Raw genomic sequence first — 20,895 nt, forward strand, 5'->3', positions numbered from 1 at the left:
CACTAAATGGGTGCTGGAGACTATCTGAATATAGCTGTTGTAGACATCGGGAGTAACTCTCTGCGTATGCAGATATCCGAGGTTAAAGGCAAAAGCTACAGAATACTTGAGGATTATAAAGAGATGCTCCGGCTCGGTGATACGATATATACCGTGGGGTATTTTACTCCGGAGGCGATAGACAGGATCGTTGAGACACTGAAAGGCGTTAAAAAACTTGCTGAGAGCCGTGGGTGTGAGACCATACGCGCCATAGCCACAGCTGCGTTTCGTGAGGCAGACAACATGGGTGAGGTTCTTATTCATGTTGAGGATGCCACAGGGATAAAGATAGAAGTTATTTCGGGGGAAGAGGAAGCCAGGCTGGCGTATCTTGCTGCCACAGCTAATTTTGAACTTGCCGGGCGGAAGGCTGTCGTAGCTGATATAGGCGGCGGGAGCACTGAGTATACTGTAATAGAAGATGGTAAAATGGTCAGATCCGTGAGCCTGCCACTCGGTTGCAATAGGCTTATGAGGGAATTTCTTCTGGATGACCCTCCGAAATCATCACAGATTCTCAGCATGAAAGAGCATATCAAGCGGAGTCAGCTTGAGGTCGGGCTTAGCAGAGATATTGATATGGTGATATGTACTGGCGGTTCTATGAATAATGTTGCTGTGGTCAAACATTACAAAGATAAACTGGTTCGTGCCAGCAATGTTAAATATGTCGAGCGTATATTTCTTAAAAAATTTATAAAAGATTTCAGTGAAAAATCTTACAGCCAGCGTATAAAAACAGAAGGGCTGGAAGAACAGCGGGGTGATCTCATTCTGCCGGCTGCAATACAGACAGATATGATTCTGAACGAGACTGGCGCAAGCGGTTTTTATACCCTTTCAGGTGGACTCAGGGCAGGGCTGACAATAGATACTATCAACAGAATGGGGATAGAGCTCCCTTTTCAGAATAATGCCGAGAACATACGATATTCCAGGCTGATAGAAGTTGGGAACAAATTTGAGTTTGATGAATCCGGCGCTGTGCAGGTTATGAAGCTTGCGAAAAAGCTTTATACGGGGCTTGCCTATGAGATGGGTCTTGGCGGGCGTGACTGGGTTCTTCTGGAGGCTGCTGCTGTGCTTCGTGATGTAGGGAAACATATAGCCTATTCTAAGCATCATAAGCATACTTATTATCTTATAAAGCACAGTGAGCTGGTGGGGTATTCTGTTAAAGAGGTTGAGCTTATAGCCAATATCGCAAGATACCACAGGAAAAGTTCTCCGAAACAGAGCCATGAGGATTACAATATGCTGAACGACACTGACAGGGAGCGCGTTATAAAGCTTGCTTCCATACTTCGCATCGCCATTGCTCTGGACAGGTCACATAAAGGTCAGATAAAAAATCTGAAAGTTGATGTCAGAGACAGTTCGGTTGTGATAGAGGCAGTGAGCAAGGGTGATATTTCAATGGAGATAAGGGATTTTGGACTTAAAAAAGAACTGATCTCGAAACTATTAAAAAAGACGGTAGAGCTTGTATGAAAAACGGTATTTTTGCAGCAATTAATATCGGAGCCAGCGCCTTCCGCATGCATATCAGCGAGTATGTAAACGGAGAGGAGCGCACTCTTGAATATCTTATAAAACCATTTCGCCTTGGTAAGGATACTTTCTCTAAGGGGTATATCGCCCTTGAAAATGTCTATCTTGCTACGGACATCCTGAGGAAATTCAGCCAGAAGCTTGATGAATACAATATACGCAAACATTACAAAGCTGTTTGTACCAGTGGTGTGCGTGAGGCTGTGAACAGAGCGTTTTTTATAGATCATGTCCGTCAGGAGACGGGGATAGATCTAGAGATTATCGAACCGGCAGATGAAATATACATCAAATATGTCGGTGTTAAAAATGACATAGCCGGATTCAGCCAATATGAAAAAGACGGGGTGCTGATCGCTAATATTTCAAGCGGCAATGTTGCCCTTGCCATACTGAAGGATGAGCAGAATATATACTCCGGAGCACTTCCTTACGGCAGTCTTCGACTCCGGCGGATATTCAGCGACATACCACGAATCAGCAGATACAAAGCTTATGAGCAGTATGTTATGAAGATGTTTCACTCTATGGAAGGCGGGATGTCAAAGGACACCAGACTGAAGCACTTTATCAGTGCGGGCAGTTCTCTGAATATTCTGCTGAGCATCTTCAGACCTGTTAAGAATGAACTCAAGAGATCCGACCTTGAAAAGCTCTATGAAAAGATTAAACAGATGCCGAGAGACACTATTATGACAAGCCTGAATATCAGGAAAGATGAGGCGTCTGTGCTGCTGCCGACCCTTGTTACATATCTGAAGCTTATGGACTATGCCGGGACTGATACTGTGAAGTTTACGAGGCAGTCGTTCCCTCATACTCTGAGCCTTTATTATTCCGGTAATATAAGAGACAGAGGGTTTGTGAATCGTGTGCGCAGCACTATCCTCGGTATAGGCAGAAGGTATAATATGGACGAGAAACATGCGGAGACAACTGTGCGTTTCTCGATGAAGCTGTTCGAAAAACTAAGACCTCTGCACTCCCTCGGACGAAGGGAGAAGCTTATGTTGGAGGCTGCGTCTATACTCAGTGATGTCGGCAATTATATAGGCTCCAGAAACCACAACAAGCATTCGTACTACCTTGTGCAGTCCATAGAAATCCCCGGGCTGGACAGGCAGTTTGTCAAGATTGTTTCTTATCTTGCCCTGATGCATAACGGTGATGTTGAGCACTGGTTTGAGAATAAGTATAATTATTTTCCTATGGAGAAAAGACTTCTTATCAAAAAGCTCGTGAGCATTCTGCGTGTTTCTGATGCTATGGATGCCTCGCATATGAACCTTATCACAGACTTTGATGTTGATATACTTCAGGGGAAAATTGTTATAAGGGCGAAATGTAAAAAGACACCATTTCTGGAAAAATTATCGTTCGAGGAGAAAGGACGTATTTTTATGGATACATTCGGTATCCCCATCGAGCTTGAAACAAGAATACTATACGATTAAAAATAAGCGGAAAAGGTAATATACATGAGTGAACAGACCCCTTTTATCAACAGGGAACTGAGCTGGCTTGAATTTAACAGAAGAGTCCTTATGGAAGCGGTTGATCCGGATGTTCCGCTCCTTGAAAAGCTGAAGTTTCTTGCTATATTTTCGTCTAATCTGGACGAGTTTTTTATGATACGTGTTGGCGGGCTTAAAGATCAGCATGATGCCGGATACCGGAAAACGGACATAGCCGGAATGACGCCGGCAGAACAACTGGAAAAGATCAGTGCAAAGGCTCATGAGTTGACCCATCTCCGGCAGGGGATTTTTGTTCAGGTGAAGTCTGACCTTGAAAAGAAGGGGATTGTGATAGCACCGGAAGTTGATCCTGAGCTGGATGAGATAACCGAGGCTATTTTTAACGAAGAGATTTATCCTGTTATATCGCCGGTGACGCTGTCTTCCGCTAACCCTATGCCTTTTATATATAATTTCCGCCTGTCAGTTTATGCCGTACTGAAGAAAGGTGGGGAGATTTATCACTCGATAATAATTCTGCCTGAAAGTATGCAGCGTATTTTTCGTGTGAAGCTCGAGAAAACTTATTATATCTTCGCTGAAGATGTTCTGAAGAGATATCTGCCCCTTGTTTTCCCTGACTATGAGATTGTTGACAGCTACTGTCTGCGTGTAACCCGTAACGCCGATTTGTCCCTTGAAGAGGAGGGCGCAGAAGACCTCCTTGTTTCAATCAAAAAGTACCTGAAAACAAGGCGTAAGGGCGGAATATGCCGGCTGGAAGTTGACGGAAGACTCCCTTCGGATATTCTGGATAAGATGGCGGAGCTCATGCAGTTTGAAAAAGATGATGTGTATGTGATTGATGACGTAATAGATATGACATCTCTTTTTGGGATTACTGCTGAAAAGCCTGAACTGTGTTATCCGCCTTTCAAGAGCAAACTGCCGGAAGGCTTTGATGAGAAAACGGATATTTTTGAATTTATAAAACAGAAAGACGTAATAATGTATCGTCCGTATCACGACTTCTCTTTTATCTCACGTCTGGTTGCGAAGGCAAGTACAGATTCGTCTGTGGTTTCAATAAAGATGACGATCTATAGAGCGAACAAAAACTCGACGATTATGGAAAACCTTATGAAAGCGGCTCGGAACGGTAAACACGTCAGTGTTGTGATAGAGCTTAAAGCAAGGTTTGATGAAGCTCGTAATGTCGATTGGGCAGCGATGCTGGAAGAGGCCGGCTGCATAGTGACATACGGCATAGTCGGTTTGAAGATACACTCTAAGAACCTGCTTATCGTCCGCAAAGAGAAGGGGAGGATCGTCCGGTATTCTCACATGTCCACAGGGAATTTTAATGAAATGACAGCAGGAATATATACTGATGTGGATTATGTGACCGCAGACGAAGAGGTGGGGCGTGACTCCGCCGCGCTTTTCAACTTTCTGATGGGGTATACAGAGATAGCGAACTGGAAGCATTTTTACTTGGCTCCCAGATCTATTAAGTCAAAACTGCTGGAGCTTATAGACGAAGAGATATCCCACGCGAAAGCGGGGAAGAAAGCACGCATAATAGTGAAAGTGAATTCCATAATGGAAAAGATGCTTGTGGACAAGATCATTGAGGCATCACAGGCGGGAGTGAATATTGACCTTATAGTGAGGGGGATATGTGCAATACAGCCGGGGCTGCAAGGTCTTACGGAGAATGTCACTGTCCGCAGTATCGTAGGTCGGTTTCTTGAGCATCCGCGAATAATGTATTTTTATGCAGACGGGCAGGAACGTATATTCTTTTCCACCGCAGACTGGATGGAAAGAAATATGGACAGACGTGTTGAGCTCCTTTTCGAAGTTTCTATACAGCACGGCAAGGATTTTCTGAAAGAGATTCTGGACGAAAATTTAAAAGATAATCAAAAAGCATGGGTTCAGAAAGGCGTGGAATATAAGAAAGTTAAAGCGAACAGCAATAAATTTAATCATCAGGAGTACAGAGCATATAATATTTGATGTTGACATTCAATATCGATAAGTTATATTGAGACTTAAGAAGTCTTGAAAAGAAAGTGAGGTGCTCCGATGACAAAGTTATGCGGCGGCAAAGCCGAAAAAAAACAGAAACGCTTCACATGCAGCAAATGCGGAGCGACCGCTAATAAAAAAGATAATTTATGCAGACCTGTTAAGTAGGTTTCAGGTTTGAACAGAAAGATTATATAAACGAATTAACCTCCACAAAAAGTAACAAGATTTATGCCCGCTGTGTTTACCCCGCACAGCGGGTTTTTTCTTTGCAGGGTAACTGGTTTATTCGCTCTTCTTCTTAAGTAGAAGTTGATTTATCCTCTGAATTAGTTCATATTTTTAAAACAAATCTAACTGGAAGGCTTAAATGCTGGCAAAAAGAATCATTCCCTGTCTGGACGTGAAAGACGGAAGGGTTGTTAAGGGAACAAATTTTGTAAATTTACGTGATGCCGGTGACCCTGTAGAGGTTGCGCAGATATATGACGAACAGGGGGCTGATGAGCTTACTTTTCTGGACATTACTGCAAGCTCGGATAACAGAGGCATCATACTGGACGTTGTGGCAAAGACAGCAGAGCGTGTTTTTATGCCCGTGACTGTCGGAGGCGGGGTTAGAGAGGTTTCTGATATCAGAAATCTGCTGAACTCCGGTGCAGACAAAGTATCCATAAATACTGCGGCTGTGCATAATCCTGACTTTGTTAAGGAATCTGCTCTGAAATTCGGCTCGCAGTGCACGGTGGTTGCGATAGACGCTAAAAGAAAGGCGGACGGTTCCGGCTGGGAAGTTTATACTCACGGCGGACGCAAACCCACAGGGCTTGACGCTGTTGAATGGGCGCTTAAAATGGAGAGCTTCGGTGCGGGGGAGATACTGCTTACCAGTATGGACTGTGACGGCACGAAAGACGGCTACGACAACGGACTTAATGCTGCGATATCAGAAGCGCTTATGATACCTGTGATAGCTTCCGGTGGTGTCGGCAGCCCCGAGCACATATATGACGGACTTACAAGAGGGAAAGCGGATGCGGCTCTTGCGGCAAGTATTTTCCATTTCAGGGAATATACTATCGGCGAGGTTAAGCAGTATCTGAAAGAGAGAAATGTCCCTGTACGGATATAGATTTAGAGGTTTAATAAATGAATGTTGAGATTATAGAGAAACTTGTTGAGGTTGTCAGGGAGCGTAAGGCGAATCCTTCAGATAATTCTTACACCTGCCAGCTTCTGAACGGCGGGTCAAACAAAATTATTAAAAAGCTGGGCGAAGAGAATGCAGAGCTTATTAAAGCTATACTGACTGAAGATGACAAGGATGTTGCCGGTGAAACAGCAGATTTGTTATATCATCTGATAGTAGCGCTGGAATTCAGGAACGTGCAGTTTGAAGATGTGCTTGGTGTGCTTCAGGAGCGTTTCGGCAAGTCCGGAATCCGAAAATAGGCTATGCTATTTAACTGTTGACATTCGGGTGCGTTGTAATTAAGATTGTTGCTCTTTGACTTCAAAAGGGAGAAGTGCGTGAAACTCTCATTTAAGGAACTGTCGCTAGAACCTGCGTCTTTTAACGGGGTATACAGCTTTGAAGACGGCGATTTTAAAGTTGGCGTTACAGGGTATCAGGCGGACTTCGTGCCGACAGATGCCGGACTTTATGTTGATATCCGGTTTGATTATGAGTTTACTGCGCCGTGCGACAGGTGCCTTGAGCCTGCAAAAGGGTTCGGCTCCGGCAGATCAGGCATACAGCTTTCCCTTCAGCCGGAGGAAGTAAAGGACGAAACAGAGCTCGGTGATGATGATATGGGAATCGTCTATATCGAAGGCGACGAAATCAACCTTGAGGAGCTTGTCAGGCAGGAAGTGATTTATGATCTCCCTGTGAGAATGGTGTGCGGTGATGACTGCAAGGGGCTTTGCCCTCAATGCGGTATAAACCTCAATATCAGTAAATGTAAATGTGATATTATAACTGATCCGAGATGGACAGTTTTGAAAGATATAAAGAAAGACTAGATTCAGAAAGTCTGCAACTGACTTGCTGAGCTATTAATAAGGAGTCTACTAAGATGGGTGTACCAAAGAATAAGACATCAAGACACAAAAAAGGCAGCAGAAGAAGCCACCACCACGCTACAACTATGGCATACAGCAAATGTTCAAACTGCGGTGAGCTTAAGCTTAACCACAGAGTATGTCCTGATTGTGGTCATTACAACAAAAAGCAGGTCATCGCTACTGACGAGCTTTAAGATATGAAGGTCGTCGTTGATGCAATGGGAGGGGACAACGCTCCCCGTGAGATCGTTAAAGGTGCAGTAGCTGCTGTTAAGCAATACGGCATGCAGGTCATATTGGTTGGCGACGAGCAGGAAATCAGGCGGGAGCTTGAATCCTGTGGCGGGGACAAGCTTAAGAAGATAGAAGTTGTCCATGCTGAAGAAAAAGTCGAGATGGATGATAGTCCTTCTCAGATACTTCGTACTAAAAGAAATTCCTCTATACATCAGGGTCTGCGTCTTGTTAAACAGGGTGACGGCGCTGCATTTTTCAGTGCCGGTAATACCGGTGCGGTCATGGCATGCGCAAAGATGATTCTGAAAACATTGCCGGGGATAGACAGACCGGCAATTGCTGCTGTTATGCCTACAGTTAAAGGCGCAACAGTAATGTGTGATGTAGGGGCAAATGTCGACTGCAAAATAGAAAACTATGTCCAGTTTGCTATCATGGCCAGTGCCTATGCGTCACTTATTATGCATAAGGAAAAGCCTTCTGTGGGACTTATGTCCGTTGGGGAAGAAGATGTTAAAGGTAACGATATTACCAAAAACGTTTTCAAATTTCTCTCGGAATTGGGCAAATCAGGTGTGATCGATTTTTACGGTAACGTTGAAGGTAAAGATGTGTTCAAAGGCACATCGGATGTTATCGTTGTGGACGGTTTTGCCGGCAATGTCGCTCTGAAAGTTTCAGAGTCTGCCGGCTGGTATGTTTCTCAAATGCTGAAAGAGGAGCTTCGCTCTTCGTTACTTACTAAAATCGGCGCCATACTGTTAATCCCTGCTCTTAAAAGAATAAAAAAACGTGCGGACCACTCGGAATATGGCGGAGCACCTCTGTTGGGTGTTAACGGAGTTTGCATCATAGGGCATGGGAGTGCAAACGAAACTGCTGTTAAATACAGTGTAAAAATGGCACATGATCTTGCTGTAAAACACCTGAACGGGCTTATTGCGGAGAGTATCGCAGAGTCTGTTAAAGTATTAAACGTTGACAAAGAAGACTCTTTCTGGAACAATATCGTCGAAAAATTTAAGAGGAAAACTATTTAAATTTTTAACCGATGCAAAACTCCTACAGGTGGGGCATATGAACATATTTTCCAGAATTATCGGAACCGGATCTTACTTCCCTGAAAAAATCATGACAAATAAAGATTTCGAAAAATTCCTTGATACAAGTGACGAATGGATCAAAACAAGGACAGGGATGAAGGAGCGCCGTGTTGCAGGTGCTGGGGAATATACAAGCGACATGGGAGCCAAGGCTGCACTTGCTGCTATAGAAATGGCGGGAATAAATCCGGAGGAGCTTGACGGCATTATTGTTGCCACTTTCACACCGGATACTACGATGCCATCCACTGCATGCCGTATTCAGCATAAGATCAAAGCAGGAAATGGTTTTGCTTTTGACCTTTCTGCTGCGTGCTCAGGTTTCTTATACGCGTGTAGTCTAGCAAATGGGCTTATCAAGTCCGGCTCTGCAAAAAAGATACTTATAGTCGGTGCTGAAAATCTTACCGCAAGCCTTGACTGGCGGGACAGGGGAACCTGTATCCTTTTCGGGGACGGAGCAGGAGCAGTTGTGCTTTCCGCTGATGCTGAACCGGGGATACATAGTGTACATACATATGCTGACGGTCAGTACGGCGAACTTCTTAAACAGGACAACATCGGAACTAAGTTTCTGCGTGACCTGAAAGATGAACCTATCGAAGACAATATGATAAAGATGAAAGGGAATGATATCTTCAAAATAGCTGTGCGTGCCATGGCTGACGCCGCAAAAGAAGCTGCCGATGCAGCAGGGTTTGCCCCTGAGGATATCGACTGGGTCATTCCGCATCAGGCGAATATGAGGATAATCGACGCTGTCGCTAAGAGACTGGGTGTTTCTATGGACAATGTTGTTATAAATATAGAGCAGTATGCTAACACGTCTGCTGCAACAATACCCACAGCTCTTGACCAATACGTCAGAGAGGGTAAGATAAAGAAAGGTGATAATGTTGTGTCTGCTGCTTTCGGCGGCGGACTGACATGGGGTTCTATGTCGTTTACATTCTAACAGGTGGACTTGCCCTTTTGCGGGGGCTTTTGCAGTGTTGAAACTGACGTCTTAAAAACCTTTGCCGGAACATTTTGCAGCTTCATGAGTGGAGTCTGCGTAATTCATATTTAATCTCTGGAGATTGAAATGGGTAAAACAGCAGTTGTCTTTCCTGGGCAGGGAGCTCAGTTTGTCGGAATGGGGAAAGACTTTTACGAAAAACACGAAAGTGTTAAGCAGATATTTGATAAAGCTGATGAAAGCCTTGGCTATGGTCTGACAGAAATTATGTTTGACGGGCCGGAGGATGACCTTAAACTTACATCTAACACTCAGCCGGCACTGCTCACTATGAGCATAGCTATTTGGGATATTCTGAAAAGCAGAGTCCATGCTGACTTTTTCGCAGGTCACTCACTAGGCGAGTATTCTGCTGTGGTTGCTGCCGGCGGACTCAGTTTCGAAGAGGGTGTTAAAGCCGTGCATAACAGAGGCAGGTTTATGCAGTCTGCTGTCCCTGTGGGCGTTGGTGCTATGGCTGCTGTCATGGGTGCTGCTGACGAAGATATTGTGGCTGTCTGTAAAGAGGTCAGCGGTGACAGGATTTGCGAACCTGCGAATTTTAACTGTCCGGGGCAGGTTGTGGTTGCAGGACATACTGAGGCGGTAGAAGAGTTTTGCGTGAAGATAAAAGAGAAGGGTGCAAAGAGAGCAATGCTGCTCCCTGTCAGTGCTCCTTTTCACTGTTCACTCATGAAACCAGCCAGACAGGATATGGCAGCTTATCTTAAAAACGAAACAATTATAAAGAATCTTTCAACACCTGTGTATAATAACGTCGACGCAAAGGTTGAACATACCGGAGAAGAGGTTTATGATGCTCTCTGCCGTCAGGTGGACGGTGCCGTTATGTGGACAGAGCTTATCAGAAATATGATAAATGATGGTGTTGACAGATTTATAGAGGTTGGAGCCGGAAAAGTTCTCTCCGGGCTGATTAAAAAAATAGACAAGACGGTTGCTATAGAAAATATTTCTACCGCTTCTGATCTTGAGAAAGGGGAATAAATATGCTTAAAGGAAGAATCGCTCTTGTTACCGGTGCTTCAAGCGGTATCGGAAAAGTAATAGCTATGAAACTTGCTGCACTTGGCGCAAAAGTTGCAGTTAATTATATCGACATTGCAAACATAAAAGATGACGCTGAATCTGTTGTGGCAGAGATAAAGGCTGCCGGCGGAGAGGCGGCCGCATTCGCTGCGGATGTTTCCAGCGAGGAATCCGTTAGCGCAATGATAAAAGAGATCAACGAATCTCTGGGGGCTGTTGATATTCTTGTAAATAATGCAGGGATCACTCAGGATACGCTTATTATGAGAATGAAAGTGGAGCAGTGGGAAAAAGTGCTTGATGTTAACCTTAAAGGTGCTTTTATCTGTACAAAATCAGTTCTGAAAGGCATGATGAAAAGCAGATATGGAAAGATAGTTAATATCGCTTCCGTTGTGGGCTTTTCCGGTAATGCAGGTCAGGCAAACTATTCTGCAAGTAAAGCAGGTCTTGTGGGGCTCACAAAAACGAGTGCTCAGGAACTTGCCGGCAGAGGGATAAGAGTAAATGCTGTCGCTCCCGGTTTTATAAAAACAGCAATGACTGAGGTTCTCCCTGAAAATGTGATAGAGGCTATGCAGGCAAAAATAGCTCTCGGCACACTAGGCGAGGCTGAAGATGTTGCAAATGCTGTAGTTTTTCTGGCAAGCCCGGAATCAGACTATATCACTGGTAATACTATTCATGTCAATGGCGGAATGTATATGTGATCATGCGATCAATTGACGAATTTGTAATTTTAATCTTGCATAAAAATTGAATTAATTATATCTCTCTAACGAGAAATCTAGGAGGACCATAAAATGGCAGATATCGCAGCTAAAGTAAAAGAAATAATTGTAGAGCAACTTAACGTGGATGCAGATGCAGTAGTTGAAGACGCATCTTTCATAGACGACCTTGATGCAGATTCTCTTGACACAGTAGAACTTATCATGGCTTTTGAAGAAGAGTTCGGTCTTGAGATTCCTGATGAGGAAGCTGAGAAAATTAAAACTGTCGGCGATGCTATTAAACACATCGAATCCGCAGCTGAATAATATCAGACTCTAGATCCTGGCGGGGGCTTCAGCCCCCCAACGGTTTTTTAAGAAGAATTATCAAGTCACTTCGGTTTAGCCCCTGGTGGCTTTTATATGTTTTAAGAACAGATAAAAACGTAAGTTTTTATCATTGTGGAGGAATTTGTGAAGAAAAGAGTAGTTGTAACAGGCTATGGTCTTATCACGCCTATCGGGATTGGTAACGAGGAGAACTGGAATTCTCTTGTGAACGGTATAACAGGTATCGACTATATCCCTGCCGATAGGCTTGATACAGAAAACCTGCCAGTAAAATTCGCCGGTATGATAAAAGATCTTGATGTATCTAAATACGTCGATCCGAAATCAGTCAAAAGGCATGAAAGATTTGTTACATACGCTATTGTGGCATCTCAGATGGCTCTTAATATGGCAGAGTTCGATGCGGAAAAGTTTGACCTGGACAGATGCGGTACATGTGTTGGTTCAGGTATTGGCGGTTTTCAGGCAATCGAAGAAACAACAAGAGCTTATGATGCAAAAGGTGTAAAAAAGATTTCTCCTTTCTTCATTCCTACTTCCATCATAAACATGGCAAGCGGTGGTGTTTCTATACAGTTTGGATTCAAAGGTCCGAACCTTTCTATTGTAACTGCATGCACAACAGGTACGCATTCTGTCGGTGAAGCAGCAAGGATAATCCAGCGCGGCGACGCAGATGTTATGCTTGCGGGCGGTACAGAAAGCTCGATAACAGCTCTTGCTATCGGCGGGTTCTCAAATATGAGAGCATTGTCAAAAAGAAATGATGATCCAAAAGCTGCGTCCAGACCTTTCGACAAAGACCGTGATGGCTTTGTCATGGGTGAAGGCTGCGGTATTATGCTTCTTGAATCTCTTGAGCACGCTCAGGCGCGGGGAGCAAAGATATACGGTGAATTTGCAGGCTACGGCTCTTCTGCTGACGCTTACCATATGACAGCTCCTGACGAAACCGGCGACGGGGCGAAAAGGTCTATGAGAGCGGCTATTAAAGATGCAGGCATAGAGCTTAGCGAGGTCGACTACATAAATGCACACGGGACATCCACACCTTTTAATGATAGAGGTGAATCTATTGCTATTTCAGAAGTTTTTGGTGAACATGCTGATAAACTTAAAATCAGTTCCACAAAATCTATGACAGGTCACCTGCTCGGTGCTGCTGGTAGTGTGGAAGGGATTTACTGCTGTATGGCAATAGAAAAGGGCATTGTTCCGCCAACTATAAACCTTGATAATCAAGACCCTGACTGCCCTCTGGACTATGTCCCGAATAAAGCTCAGAAGCTTGATGTAAAATATGCTTTAAGCAACTCTTTTGGTTTCGGCGGTACAAACGGGACACTTATATTTAAAAGATATGAGTAACAGCGTATCTAGCGTCGACATTGATTCTCTGGAAGGACGGTTAGGTTACCACTTTTCAGATAAGTCGATAGTGCTTGAGGCCCTTACCCACAGGTCATATGCCCACGAAAAGAAAAACAAGCAGAACTATGAAAGGCTGGAGTTCCTCGGTGATGCCGTACTCCAGCTTATTGTTACCGAGTATCTACTGGACAGGTATAAAGACTATGATGAAGGTTTGCTTTCGAAGCTTCGCGGCTATTTTGTCAGCGAGGGTTTTCTCAGCAGGATAGCCATAGAGCTGAAACTTGGTGAGCACATCCTTCTTGGTAAAGGTGAAAAAGCCTCCGGCGGTAAATATAAGGAATCTCTGCTGTGTGATATTTTCGAATCAGTTGTGGCGGCCATTTATCTGGACGGCGGTTACGGCTTTGCAAGAGATATCATTATAAGACATTTCGGCTCACGCATAGACGAGGACATATCTAACAGCTCTTTTGTGGATGCTAAGAGTGAATTGCAGAAGATTTCTCAGCGTAAATTCGGCACTCTGCCTGATTACACTGTTCTTGACGAGAAAGGTCCTGAGCACGATAAGATATTTGTTGTTCGTGTGGATGTTGAAACTCTTGTCAGCGAGCAGGGGATAGGCAAAACCAAAAAGAGCGCAGAAAAAGATGCAGCAAAGAACGCTCTTAGAAAACTTGGTAATGAAAAATAGGATACTCCCTGTTTTTATAACTTTCGCCGGGTGCACATCCAGATGCGTTTACTGCAACCAACACAGAATTACCGGAGTGCGTCCATCGAATGTAATAAGCTCTGCCAGACAGCAGATCAGCGAATGTTTGTCTATGGATGCGAAATGGACTGAACTTGCCTTTTACGGAGGAAGTTTTAGCTGCCTGCCTGATGGTATTCGTTCGGAACTGTATAAACTTGCAAAAGAAACCGGCATCAATACTTTAAGGTTTTCCACCTCTCCTGACTGTATAAATCAGAAAATATTAGACGAAAGTGTTCGAAATGGAGTAAAAACCATTGAGCTGGGAGTGCAGTCTCTGGACGATACTGTACTGAAAGCCAACAAAAGACCATACCTTGCATCAGAATGCGAAGCAGCATTTGCACATGTTAAGACTGCTGTTGAGCATGCAGGGATACAGCTTATGACCGGGCTTTATAAAGAAGATTTTAATTCTTTTGCAAAAACTGTAGACAGGGCAGTTATGATGCGGGCTGATTATGCACGGATATATCCTACTGTTGTAATAGAGGAAACAGAGCTTGCTGATCTGTGGCGCACAGGGGAATATGTGCCTTTGACTCTTGCTGACGCTGTTGCCCGCTGTGCTTATGGATTTATACTGTTGTCTGCATCAGGGTGTGACGTAATCAGAGTGGGACTCCATGACAGTCTTTCAGTAAGGGAATCTGCCCTCGCCGGAGCGTACCATCCCGCAATGGGCGACATGGTGAAAACAGTTGTTGTGCAAACCTTCATAAATACTATGGGTGAAATATGCGTTGACCAAAGATACCTCAATGTAGCATATGGTTATGGCGGCTATCTGAAAAAGTTGTACAGAGAAAATGTGTTTATCAAAGAAGGTGTTAAACCGGATTTTAAAGATATGTCAAAAGAGATAGTGAGGGTGCTTAGTGAAGATTATAAGCGGAAGCTTCAAGAACAGACAGCTTGTTACGCCGAAAGACTCGTCGATTCGACCAACAACAGATAAAGCAAAGAATGCAATATTTTCGTCGCTTTTTGATAAAGTGCATGGGGCAAAAGTGCTTGACCTTTTCTGCGGTACAGGAGCATTTGGGCTTGAAGCACTCAGCAGAGGAGCTTCGCACTGTACCTTCATAGACATTCATACGGATCTTATCAAAAAAAACTGTCAGATAGCAGACAACGGAACTTATACTGTCATCAAAGGAAGGGCAGAGGCTCTTGTGGAAAAGCTTCGCGGTGAATTTGATATCATATTTATTGATCCGCCTTATGGAGATATTGAGCCTTTGGAGCTTATAAAAAAGATAAAAGACAATGAAATCCTTGCAAACGAAGGAATTTTAATATATGAAGAGAGCGTAAGAACGCCGTTTAGCTACCCAGAAGAATTTGAGCTGCGAAGCGAAAAGAGATACGGCGATACAAAAATCTACTATCTTTCGGTGATGTAAATGATAGGACTGTATCCCGGGACGTTCGACCCGCTCACAAACGGACACGTGGATATCGCCCACAGAGGCGCAAAACTTTTCGACAAGCTCATCGTTGCCATATCTGAAAATCCCCAGAAAAATACAGCATTTACACTTGAAGACAGAGTCTCTATGGCACAGGAAGTCTTTTGTGAAATCCCGAATATAGAGGTTGTGCCGTTTACATGCCTGTTGATTAAGTTCATGAAAAAAGTGAATGCTGATGTTGTTGTGCGCGGGATGCGTGCTGTCAGCGACTTTGAGTATGAATTTCAGCTTGCCCTTATGAACAGAAAGATGTCAAAAGACTTTGAAACTGTCTTTCTTATGCCGAATCAGGACTACATATTCCTTTCGTCCAGCATGGTGCGTGAGGTTGCAGCCCATAAAGGGGACGTTGCCGGCTTTGTGCCTGAGTGCGTGAACAGGCAGATAGTGGAACTTTACGGTGCTCCCACCAAATATTGCTGATTTCTCCTTATTTTATGCCCCTTTGCATGACTCATGCAGTTGATTATTAGCCTCTAAGGTGATAGTATTAAAAATTAGGATAAGTGTCCTTGGCAGTCCCTTTGCGTCTGCCGTACCACCGCATCGTTTAAGAGGGGTTCTATGAAAAAGAAGATACTACTTATAGATGACAGCGTTACGATTCACAGAGTCATAGATCTCTGTGTTGACAAGGATAAGTACAACATTCACAAAGTCTTCTCAAGGGAAGAGGCTGTGATGAAGCTTAAGGCGGAGCAGCCGGATCTTGTCCTTTTGGATAACAAGCTTGCTAACATTAAAGCGAGTGAAATGGTAGCCGTTGTCAGAGAGCATTGCCCCGGATGCTGGGTAGTCCTTCTTGTCGGTGCTTTTGACCAGTTTGAAGAAGCACAGTGCGCCAGTGCGGGTGCAAATGATTTCATATATAAGCCGTTCGACTCTGAAACCCTCGATGAAAAAATCAAAACCGGACTTAATTCTGACCCTGCCGTTTTGCCGGCTCCTGTGCCGGTCGGAAGCGAAGATGAAGAGCTGGAACATGCAGACGAACAGGAAGCAGAAGAAACCCGCATAGAGGATGAAGCCTCTGAAGCTGGTGCAGGAGATTATGAAGAAGAGTTTAAAGAGATAAATTACACTGATCCCGATGATATAAATGTAGACCAGCTTGAGCTCTCCGAAGACGTGGAGGAAGATGGTGGAATAAGCATTGAAGACCTTGAGCTTGACGAAGTCGCTGATGAGGAAGAAATCGAACTGCCCGATGAACTTGTTTTTGACGATGACGAAGAAGCAGGCGCAGATTCAGAAGAAGAACTCCTGCTTGATGAAGAGATAGATTTCGAAGATGAAGAGCCTGAAGAGGAGCCAAGCATCGCAGATGATGCGGCAGACCTCCTTGAAGAGCTTGCAGAAGAGCCTCTTGAAGACGAGGAAGCCGAAGAGCCCGAAGAAGAGATTATAGAAACTGGAAATCTGCTGGATGAACTTGCTGACGAAACCTATGAGCTTGATATTACGGGTGAAGAACCCCATGCCGAAGAGCAGGAAGACGAAAGCTTTTTTACTGATGTTGAAGACAATAATGCCCCTGATACAGAAGCGCTTTTAGCTGAACTTGCCGATGCTCCGGTTGAAAAGCCTGTCGAAGAACCTATTGACGATCTCATCGCATCAGTAGAGGATGAACGTGGCACATCTGAACAGGCAGATGAAAGCGCAGAAACACCTCAGATAGAAGTGTCTGAACCAGATATAGAAGATCTCTTAGGAGAAGATAATCCCGAAGACATAGCAGGAGATATTGACAACTCTGCCGACAGTAATGAACTGCCTGAAGATGTCGATACTGCGGATGTCGAAGCTACCGCGGAGAGTCTCCTTATGGAGCTTGAAGAAGAGACGGCTGAAATTGAAAATGATGATCCCGTTGACGAAGAACCTGAACCTGAAGAAACTGAAATTACTGCCCTATCCGAAGAATCTGATACAGAGGAAGAGGCTGATGATAACAATGATGCGGAGTTCGACGTTCCTGACGATATTTCCGTTGAGGCTGATATAGAAGAAGCTGTGGAAGAAGTAACAGAGGATGAGACTCCGCAGGATACTGAAGTAGATGAAATGGTACTGGACAACACAGATGAAGATTCAGGGGAAGAGGCGGAAACCTTAGAAATAGATGTACCGGACACTGTGACAGAAACTTTTGCAGCAGAAGCTGACGGGCAGACAGAAAATGACGATCCGTTTGCTGGTCTTGAAGCTTTTGACGAAGAGAAGTTTGAAGCTGATGTACAAACAGAAGATGCTCCCGAGGCTGTAATTACTGAAGAGGAAATAAAAGATGCAGATTCATCGGTTTCTGAAGTTGACGAAACTGAAGAAGTTGTTGAGCAGGAAGCGGATGAGGACGAATCAGACGGATTTGACGCCTTGCTGGACAGTATAAACGCTGAGAGCAGTGGAGCATCTGACATTGATAGTTTTGAGGAAACCCTGGAAGAAGCAGAGGAATGCCTTGACTGCATAGACGATGAACCGGATTTTTCAGAAGATGAGACAACGGAAAAAGAAAGCATGCCGGATATAGAAAATGCTGTGGCAGAGGCTGTGAGTGAGTCCATTGATGACGATGTTTTGAGAAGCACAGTGAAAAACATGCTTGCAGAAAGAATTTCCGCCATCCTTCGTGAAGAACTGCCCGGTCTGCTTGAGAAATCTATTAAAGAAGAAATACAAAGACTTGTGAAAGGCGATAAATAATTTTGAGGTGAAATGGTGTCTGACAAGGGGCTTGACTATAAAAACAGCGGTGTTGATATCGATGAAGGGAACAGGTTTGTTTCTGTTATCAAAAAAACCGTAGAATCGACTTATAATAAAAACGTAATGGGAAGTATCGGCGGTTTCGCCGGCTTTTTTGATATATCGGCAGCAAAAGATATGGCGCACCCTGTACTTGTTTCCGGTACAGACGGTGTAGGTACAAAGCTGAAAGTGGCGATAGATTCTGACATATTGAACACAGTAGGGGTAGACCTCGTTGCAATGTGTGTTAACGACATCATAGTCACAGGTGCAAAACCGCTCTTTTTCCTGGACTACATGGCGACAGGTAAGCTCAGTTCTGAAAAGATGGCGCAGGTTGTTGAAGGCATTGCAGAAGGCTGCCGTCAGGCCGGCTCACCACTTGTGGGCGGAGAGACAGCAGAAATGCCGGGGATGTACTCAGGCGAAGATTTCGACCTCGCAGGTTTCGCTGTGGGAATACTGGATAAACCGAAGGCCGTAACAGGTGAACGGATAAGCAAAGGAGACGTACTTGTGGGGCTGCCGTCCAGCGGACTGCACAGTAACGGGTACTCACTTGCGAGAAAACTGTTCTTTGAAAAGCTCAGCATGAAGCCTGATGATATTCTTTACGATGATGTAATGCTCAAACACGCTCTTCTGGAACCCACACGTATTTATGTCCAGCAGGTGCTGTCTGTCATCGAGAAAGGGATAGATGTAAAAGGGATGGTGCACATAACAGGCGGCGGATTCTACGACAATATACCGAGAATTCTGCCTGAGGGCGCAGGCGTAAAGATTAACCCTGACGCTTTCCCCACACCCGGGATATATAAGTTTATCCTTGAGAAGTCGGGTATAGAAGAGAAAGAGCTTTACCGTGTGTTTAACATGGGGATAGGCTACATAATGGTGCTGGAGCATTCAGAAGCGGAGAAATGCATGTCTCTGATAGATGATGCGTGCGTTATCGGTAATGTCACAGATACAGGCATTGTTGAGATAGAAGGTATAAATTGAAGAAGATAGCAGTGTTGCTCTCCGGAAGGGGGAGTAATTTTATTTCTATAAAGAAAGCGGTTGATGATGGCTCTATTAACGGAGAAATAGTCGTGGTTATCAGTAATAAAGCTGATGCGAAAGGGCTTGCATTTGCCAGAGAGAACGGGCTTGACGGAGTTTTTGTTGATCCGAAGCAGTTTGAATCAAGAGAAGACTATGACAGAGAGCTTGTGCGAATCCTGAAAGAGAAGGGGACAGAACTTGTCTGTCTTGCCGGATTCATGCGTATCATCTCTCCTGTGTTTATTGAGGCTTTCCGGAACAGAATACTGAATATACATCCGTCACTTCTCCCTTCATTTAAAGGGCTGGATGCACAGAAGCAGGCTCTTGAATTTGGTGTCCGTTTTGCCGGATGCACAGTTCATTTTGTGGATGAAGAGATGGATAACGGCTCTATAATTCTTCAGGCTGTGGTGCCTGTGGAGCAGACCGACACAGATGATGATCTGTCTGCCAGAATACTGGAGCAGGAACATAAGATATATCCCGAAGCGGTAAGGCTCTTTTGTGCCGATAAGCTTCGGACAGAAGGCAGAAGAGTCTTCATAAACTGAGGTAAAATGATGAGAAAAGCGGCTATTTTGTTAATATCTTTTTTAATAGCGGTGTCCGCTTTCGCCGGAGGAAAATCAGTGCTTGATAACGGTGTAAGGTTTATAGAGATCAACAGGGATTATACCGAGACTTTGTCTGTGGTATTTTTTGTCCGTGGCGGAACAGTCAGGGAAACTCCGGTAAATAACGGTGTAGGCTCACTTTTCAGCTCTGTATGGGTGAAATCAAGTGACCTTCTGAAAGAGATAGAATTCTATGGCGGCGGGGTCTATTCCTCTGTGGGAACAGATTTTGTAGAAACCACTTTCTCTATCCCTGCTGAGTTTTTTGACAAGCTTATAGATGACTATGAGAAATTTGTCACTGAACCTAAAATTGATAAAAAAATATTTGAAAACGATAAAACCCTTCAGAAAGAAGGGATTAAAGCGGCAGAAGATAATCCGGACTCACGCTCTTTTAAAGGATTTATGGCTGCAACTTATAACAAACACCCTTACGGCATGAACTCCGAGGGGACGCTTGAAAGTGTGGACAAGATAACAGCGGAAGACCTCGAAAGATACGGAAAGGAACTTTTGCAAGGTACTAATATCACTGTTGCGGTGGCGGGTAAATATACTGCCGGTCAGATCAAGCGCCTGAAAGCAGTGTTTGGCAAACTGCCTGCGGGCAAACCTTTTAAAATAGAATGTGACAACAGCTCGATACAGGCGGACAGCCGGATAGAGGACAATGATGAGGGGCTTCAGCAGGCGAAACTTTTTGTAGGCTATACTGCCCCGAGCGCATCTGAGAAGGACTATGCGGCAGTTAAGCTTATGTCGGATATACTCGGCGGAGGGATGAGCAGCAGATATTTTAATGTTCTGCGTAAAGATAAGGGTTATGCTTATTCAGTTGGTGCGGCTTATCCGTCCAGAATATGCAAATCCCGCTTTATCGCACATATAGGGCTTGCAGTTGAGAATGTTCCGAATGCTATAGATACTATCGAGCGGCTCAACAAAGAATTTATCAATGACCTCACAGAGGAAGAGATGGACGCAGTCCGCAACTATGTTTTGGGGCGGATACTCATAGATTCCCAGACAAATGCAAAACAAGCATGGTATGCGTGTTTCTTCGAGAACACAGGACTGGGGAGTGAGTATTTTAACAACTACATAAACATACTCAAAGAAATAAATATAGAAGACATCAAAAAGGCGGCAAGGCTGTTTAACGGACCGAAGACAGTATATCTCCTTAAATAGCATTATACTCTCTCACAGAATGCCGTTTATGGTCTTTATACCCTATACATTCGAGTCATCGTTTGATATATT

General features: G+C 44.2%; 21 protein-coding genes. All 21 read left to right on the top strand.

From position 1 onward, the window contains the following. Window positions 1–6 precede the first annotated feature (6 nt). On the top strand, window positions 7–1,533 hold the full coding sequence (locus DACET_RS15140; RefSeq protein ID WP_013012235.1) for a Ppx/GppA phosphatase family protein: 1,527 nt from the start codon (window positions 7–9) through the stop codon (window positions 1,531–1,533). Next, a complete protein-coding gene (locus tag DACET_RS15145; protein ID WP_013012236.1) occupies window positions 1,530–3,047 on the top strand; it encodes a Ppx/GppA phosphatase family protein in 1,518 nt (505 codons plus the stop codon). The genes DACET_RS15140 and DACET_RS15145 overlap by 4 nt, the downstream gene beginning before the upstream one ends. Window positions 3,048–3,071: 24 nt before the next feature. After that, complete coding sequence (gene ppk1, locus DACET_RS15150; protein WP_013012237.1) at window positions 3,072–5,072, top strand: polyphosphate kinase 1; 2,001 nt, start codon at window positions 3,072–3,074, stop codon at window positions 5,070–5,072. A gap of 382 nt (window positions 5,073–5,454) precedes the next feature. After that, the gene (gene hisF, locus DACET_RS15155; RefSeq protein WP_013012239.1) at window positions 5,455–6,216 is read left to right on the top strand and encodes an imidazole glycerol phosphate synthase subunit HisF; all 762 of its coding nucleotides are present in this window, start codon (window positions 5,455–5,457) and stop codon (window positions 6,214–6,216) included. Between the two features lie 17 nt (window positions 6,217–6,233). After that, the gene (gene hisE / locus DACET_RS15160; protein WP_013012240.1) at window positions 6,234–6,536 is read left to right on the top strand and encodes a phosphoribosyl-ATP diphosphatase; all 303 of its coding nucleotides are present in this window, start codon (window positions 6,234–6,236) and stop codon (window positions 6,534–6,536) included. A gap of 78 nt (window positions 6,537–6,614) precedes the next feature. Then, entirely contained in the window at window positions 6,615–7,109 is a 495-nt protein-coding gene (locus DACET_RS15165) for a YceD family protein (protein ID WP_013012241.1), read from the top strand. Window positions 7,110–7,162: 53 nt separating this feature from the next. Further along, window positions 7,163–7,345, top strand: coding sequence for a 50S ribosomal protein L32 (rpmF, locus tag DACET_RS15170; RefSeq protein ID WP_013012242.1), 183 nt, complete (start codon window positions 7,163–7,165; stop codon window positions 7,343–7,345). A 3-nt stretch (window positions 7,346–7,348) separates the two neighbouring features. Next, the gene (gene plsX / locus DACET_RS15175; RefSeq protein WP_013012243.1) at window positions 7,349–8,428 is read left to right on the top strand and encodes a phosphate acyltransferase PlsX; all 1,080 of its coding nucleotides are present in this window, start codon (window positions 7,349–7,351) and stop codon (window positions 8,426–8,428) included. A gap of 37 nt (window positions 8,429–8,465) precedes the next feature. Then, window positions 8,466–9,446, top strand: a complete 981-nt coding sequence (locus DACET_RS15180) for a beta-ketoacyl-ACP synthase III (protein WP_013012244.1) — start codon at window positions 8,466–8,468, stop codon at window positions 9,444–9,446. Between the two features lie 129 nt (window positions 9,447–9,575). Then, window positions 9,576–10,496: an ACP S-malonyltransferase gene (gene fabD / locus DACET_RS15185; RefSeq protein ID WP_013012245.1), complete on the top strand. Its 921-nt coding sequence runs from the start codon at window positions 9,576–9,578 to the stop codon at window positions 10,494–10,496. 2 nt (window positions 10,497–10,498) lie between these two features. Beyond that, entirely contained in the window at window positions 10,499–11,248 is a 750-nt protein-coding gene (gene fabG, locus DACET_RS15190) for a 3-oxoacyl-[acyl-carrier-protein] reductase (RefSeq protein ID WP_013012246.1), read from the top strand. A 93-nt stretch (window positions 11,249–11,341) separates the two neighbouring features. Then, window positions 11,342–11,578 (top strand): acyl carrier protein, encoded by a 237-nt coding sequence (locus DACET_RS15195; protein WP_013012247.1) that lies wholly within the window; start codon window positions 11,342–11,344, stop codon window positions 11,576–11,578. Between the two features lie 147 nt (window positions 11,579–11,725). After that, window positions 11,726–12,970: a beta-ketoacyl-ACP synthase II gene (gene fabF / locus DACET_RS15200; protein WP_013012248.1), complete on the top strand. Its 1,245-nt coding sequence runs from the start codon at window positions 11,726–11,728 to the stop codon at window positions 12,968–12,970. Beyond that, on the top strand, window positions 12,963–13,670 hold the full coding sequence (gene rnc / locus DACET_RS15205) for a ribonuclease III (protein WP_013012249.1): 708 nt from the start codon (window positions 12,963–12,965) through the stop codon (window positions 13,668–13,670). The genes fabF and rnc overlap by 8 nt, the downstream gene beginning before the upstream one ends. Next, complete coding sequence (locus DACET_RS15210) at window positions 13,660–14,691, top strand: radical SAM protein (protein WP_013012250.1); 1,032 nt, start codon at window positions 13,660–13,662, stop codon at window positions 14,689–14,691. Before rnc ends, DACET_RS15210 begins: the two co-directional genes overlap by 11 nt. Then, the gene (gene rsmD, locus DACET_RS15215) at window positions 14,612–15,139 is read left to right on the top strand and encodes a 16S rRNA (guanine(966)-N(2))-methyltransferase RsmD (RefSeq protein ID WP_013012251.1); all 528 of its coding nucleotides are present in this window, start codon (window positions 14,612–14,614) and stop codon (window positions 15,137–15,139) included. The genes DACET_RS15210 and rsmD overlap by 80 nt, the downstream gene beginning before the upstream one ends. Then, entirely contained in the window at window positions 15,140–15,631 is a 492-nt protein-coding gene (coaD, locus tag DACET_RS15220; RefSeq protein WP_013012252.1) for a pantetheine-phosphate adenylyltransferase, read from the top strand. It begins immediately after the preceding gene. 141 nt (window positions 15,632–15,772) lie between these two features. After that, on the top strand, window positions 15,773–17,917 hold the full coding sequence (locus tag DACET_RS15225) for a response regulator (protein ID WP_013012253.1): 2,145 nt from the start codon (window positions 15,773–15,775) through the stop codon (window positions 17,915–17,917). 12 nt (window positions 17,918–17,929) lie between these two features. Then, complete coding sequence (purM, locus tag DACET_RS15230; protein WP_013012254.1) at window positions 17,930–18,967, top strand: phosphoribosylformylglycinamidine cyclo-ligase; 1,038 nt, start codon at window positions 17,930–17,932, stop codon at window positions 18,965–18,967. Then, window positions 18,964–19,566: a phosphoribosylglycinamide formyltransferase gene (gene purN, locus DACET_RS15235; protein WP_013012255.1), complete on the top strand. Its 603-nt coding sequence runs from the start codon at window positions 18,964–18,966 to the stop codon at window positions 19,564–19,566. Before purM ends, purN begins: the two co-directional genes overlap by 4 nt. A gap of 6 nt (window positions 19,567–19,572) precedes the next feature. Next, complete coding sequence (locus DACET_RS15240; protein ID WP_041230026.1) at window positions 19,573–20,823, top strand: M16 family metallopeptidase; 1,251 nt, start codon at window positions 19,573–19,575, stop codon at window positions 20,821–20,823. Window positions 20,824–20,895: the final 72 nt, after the last annotated feature.

Source organism: Denitrovibrio acetiphilus DSM 12809, from assembly GCF_000025725.1.
Classification (GTDB): Bacteria; Chrysiogenota; Deferribacteres; order Deferribacterales; family Geovibrionaceae; genus Denitrovibrio; species Denitrovibrio acetiphilus.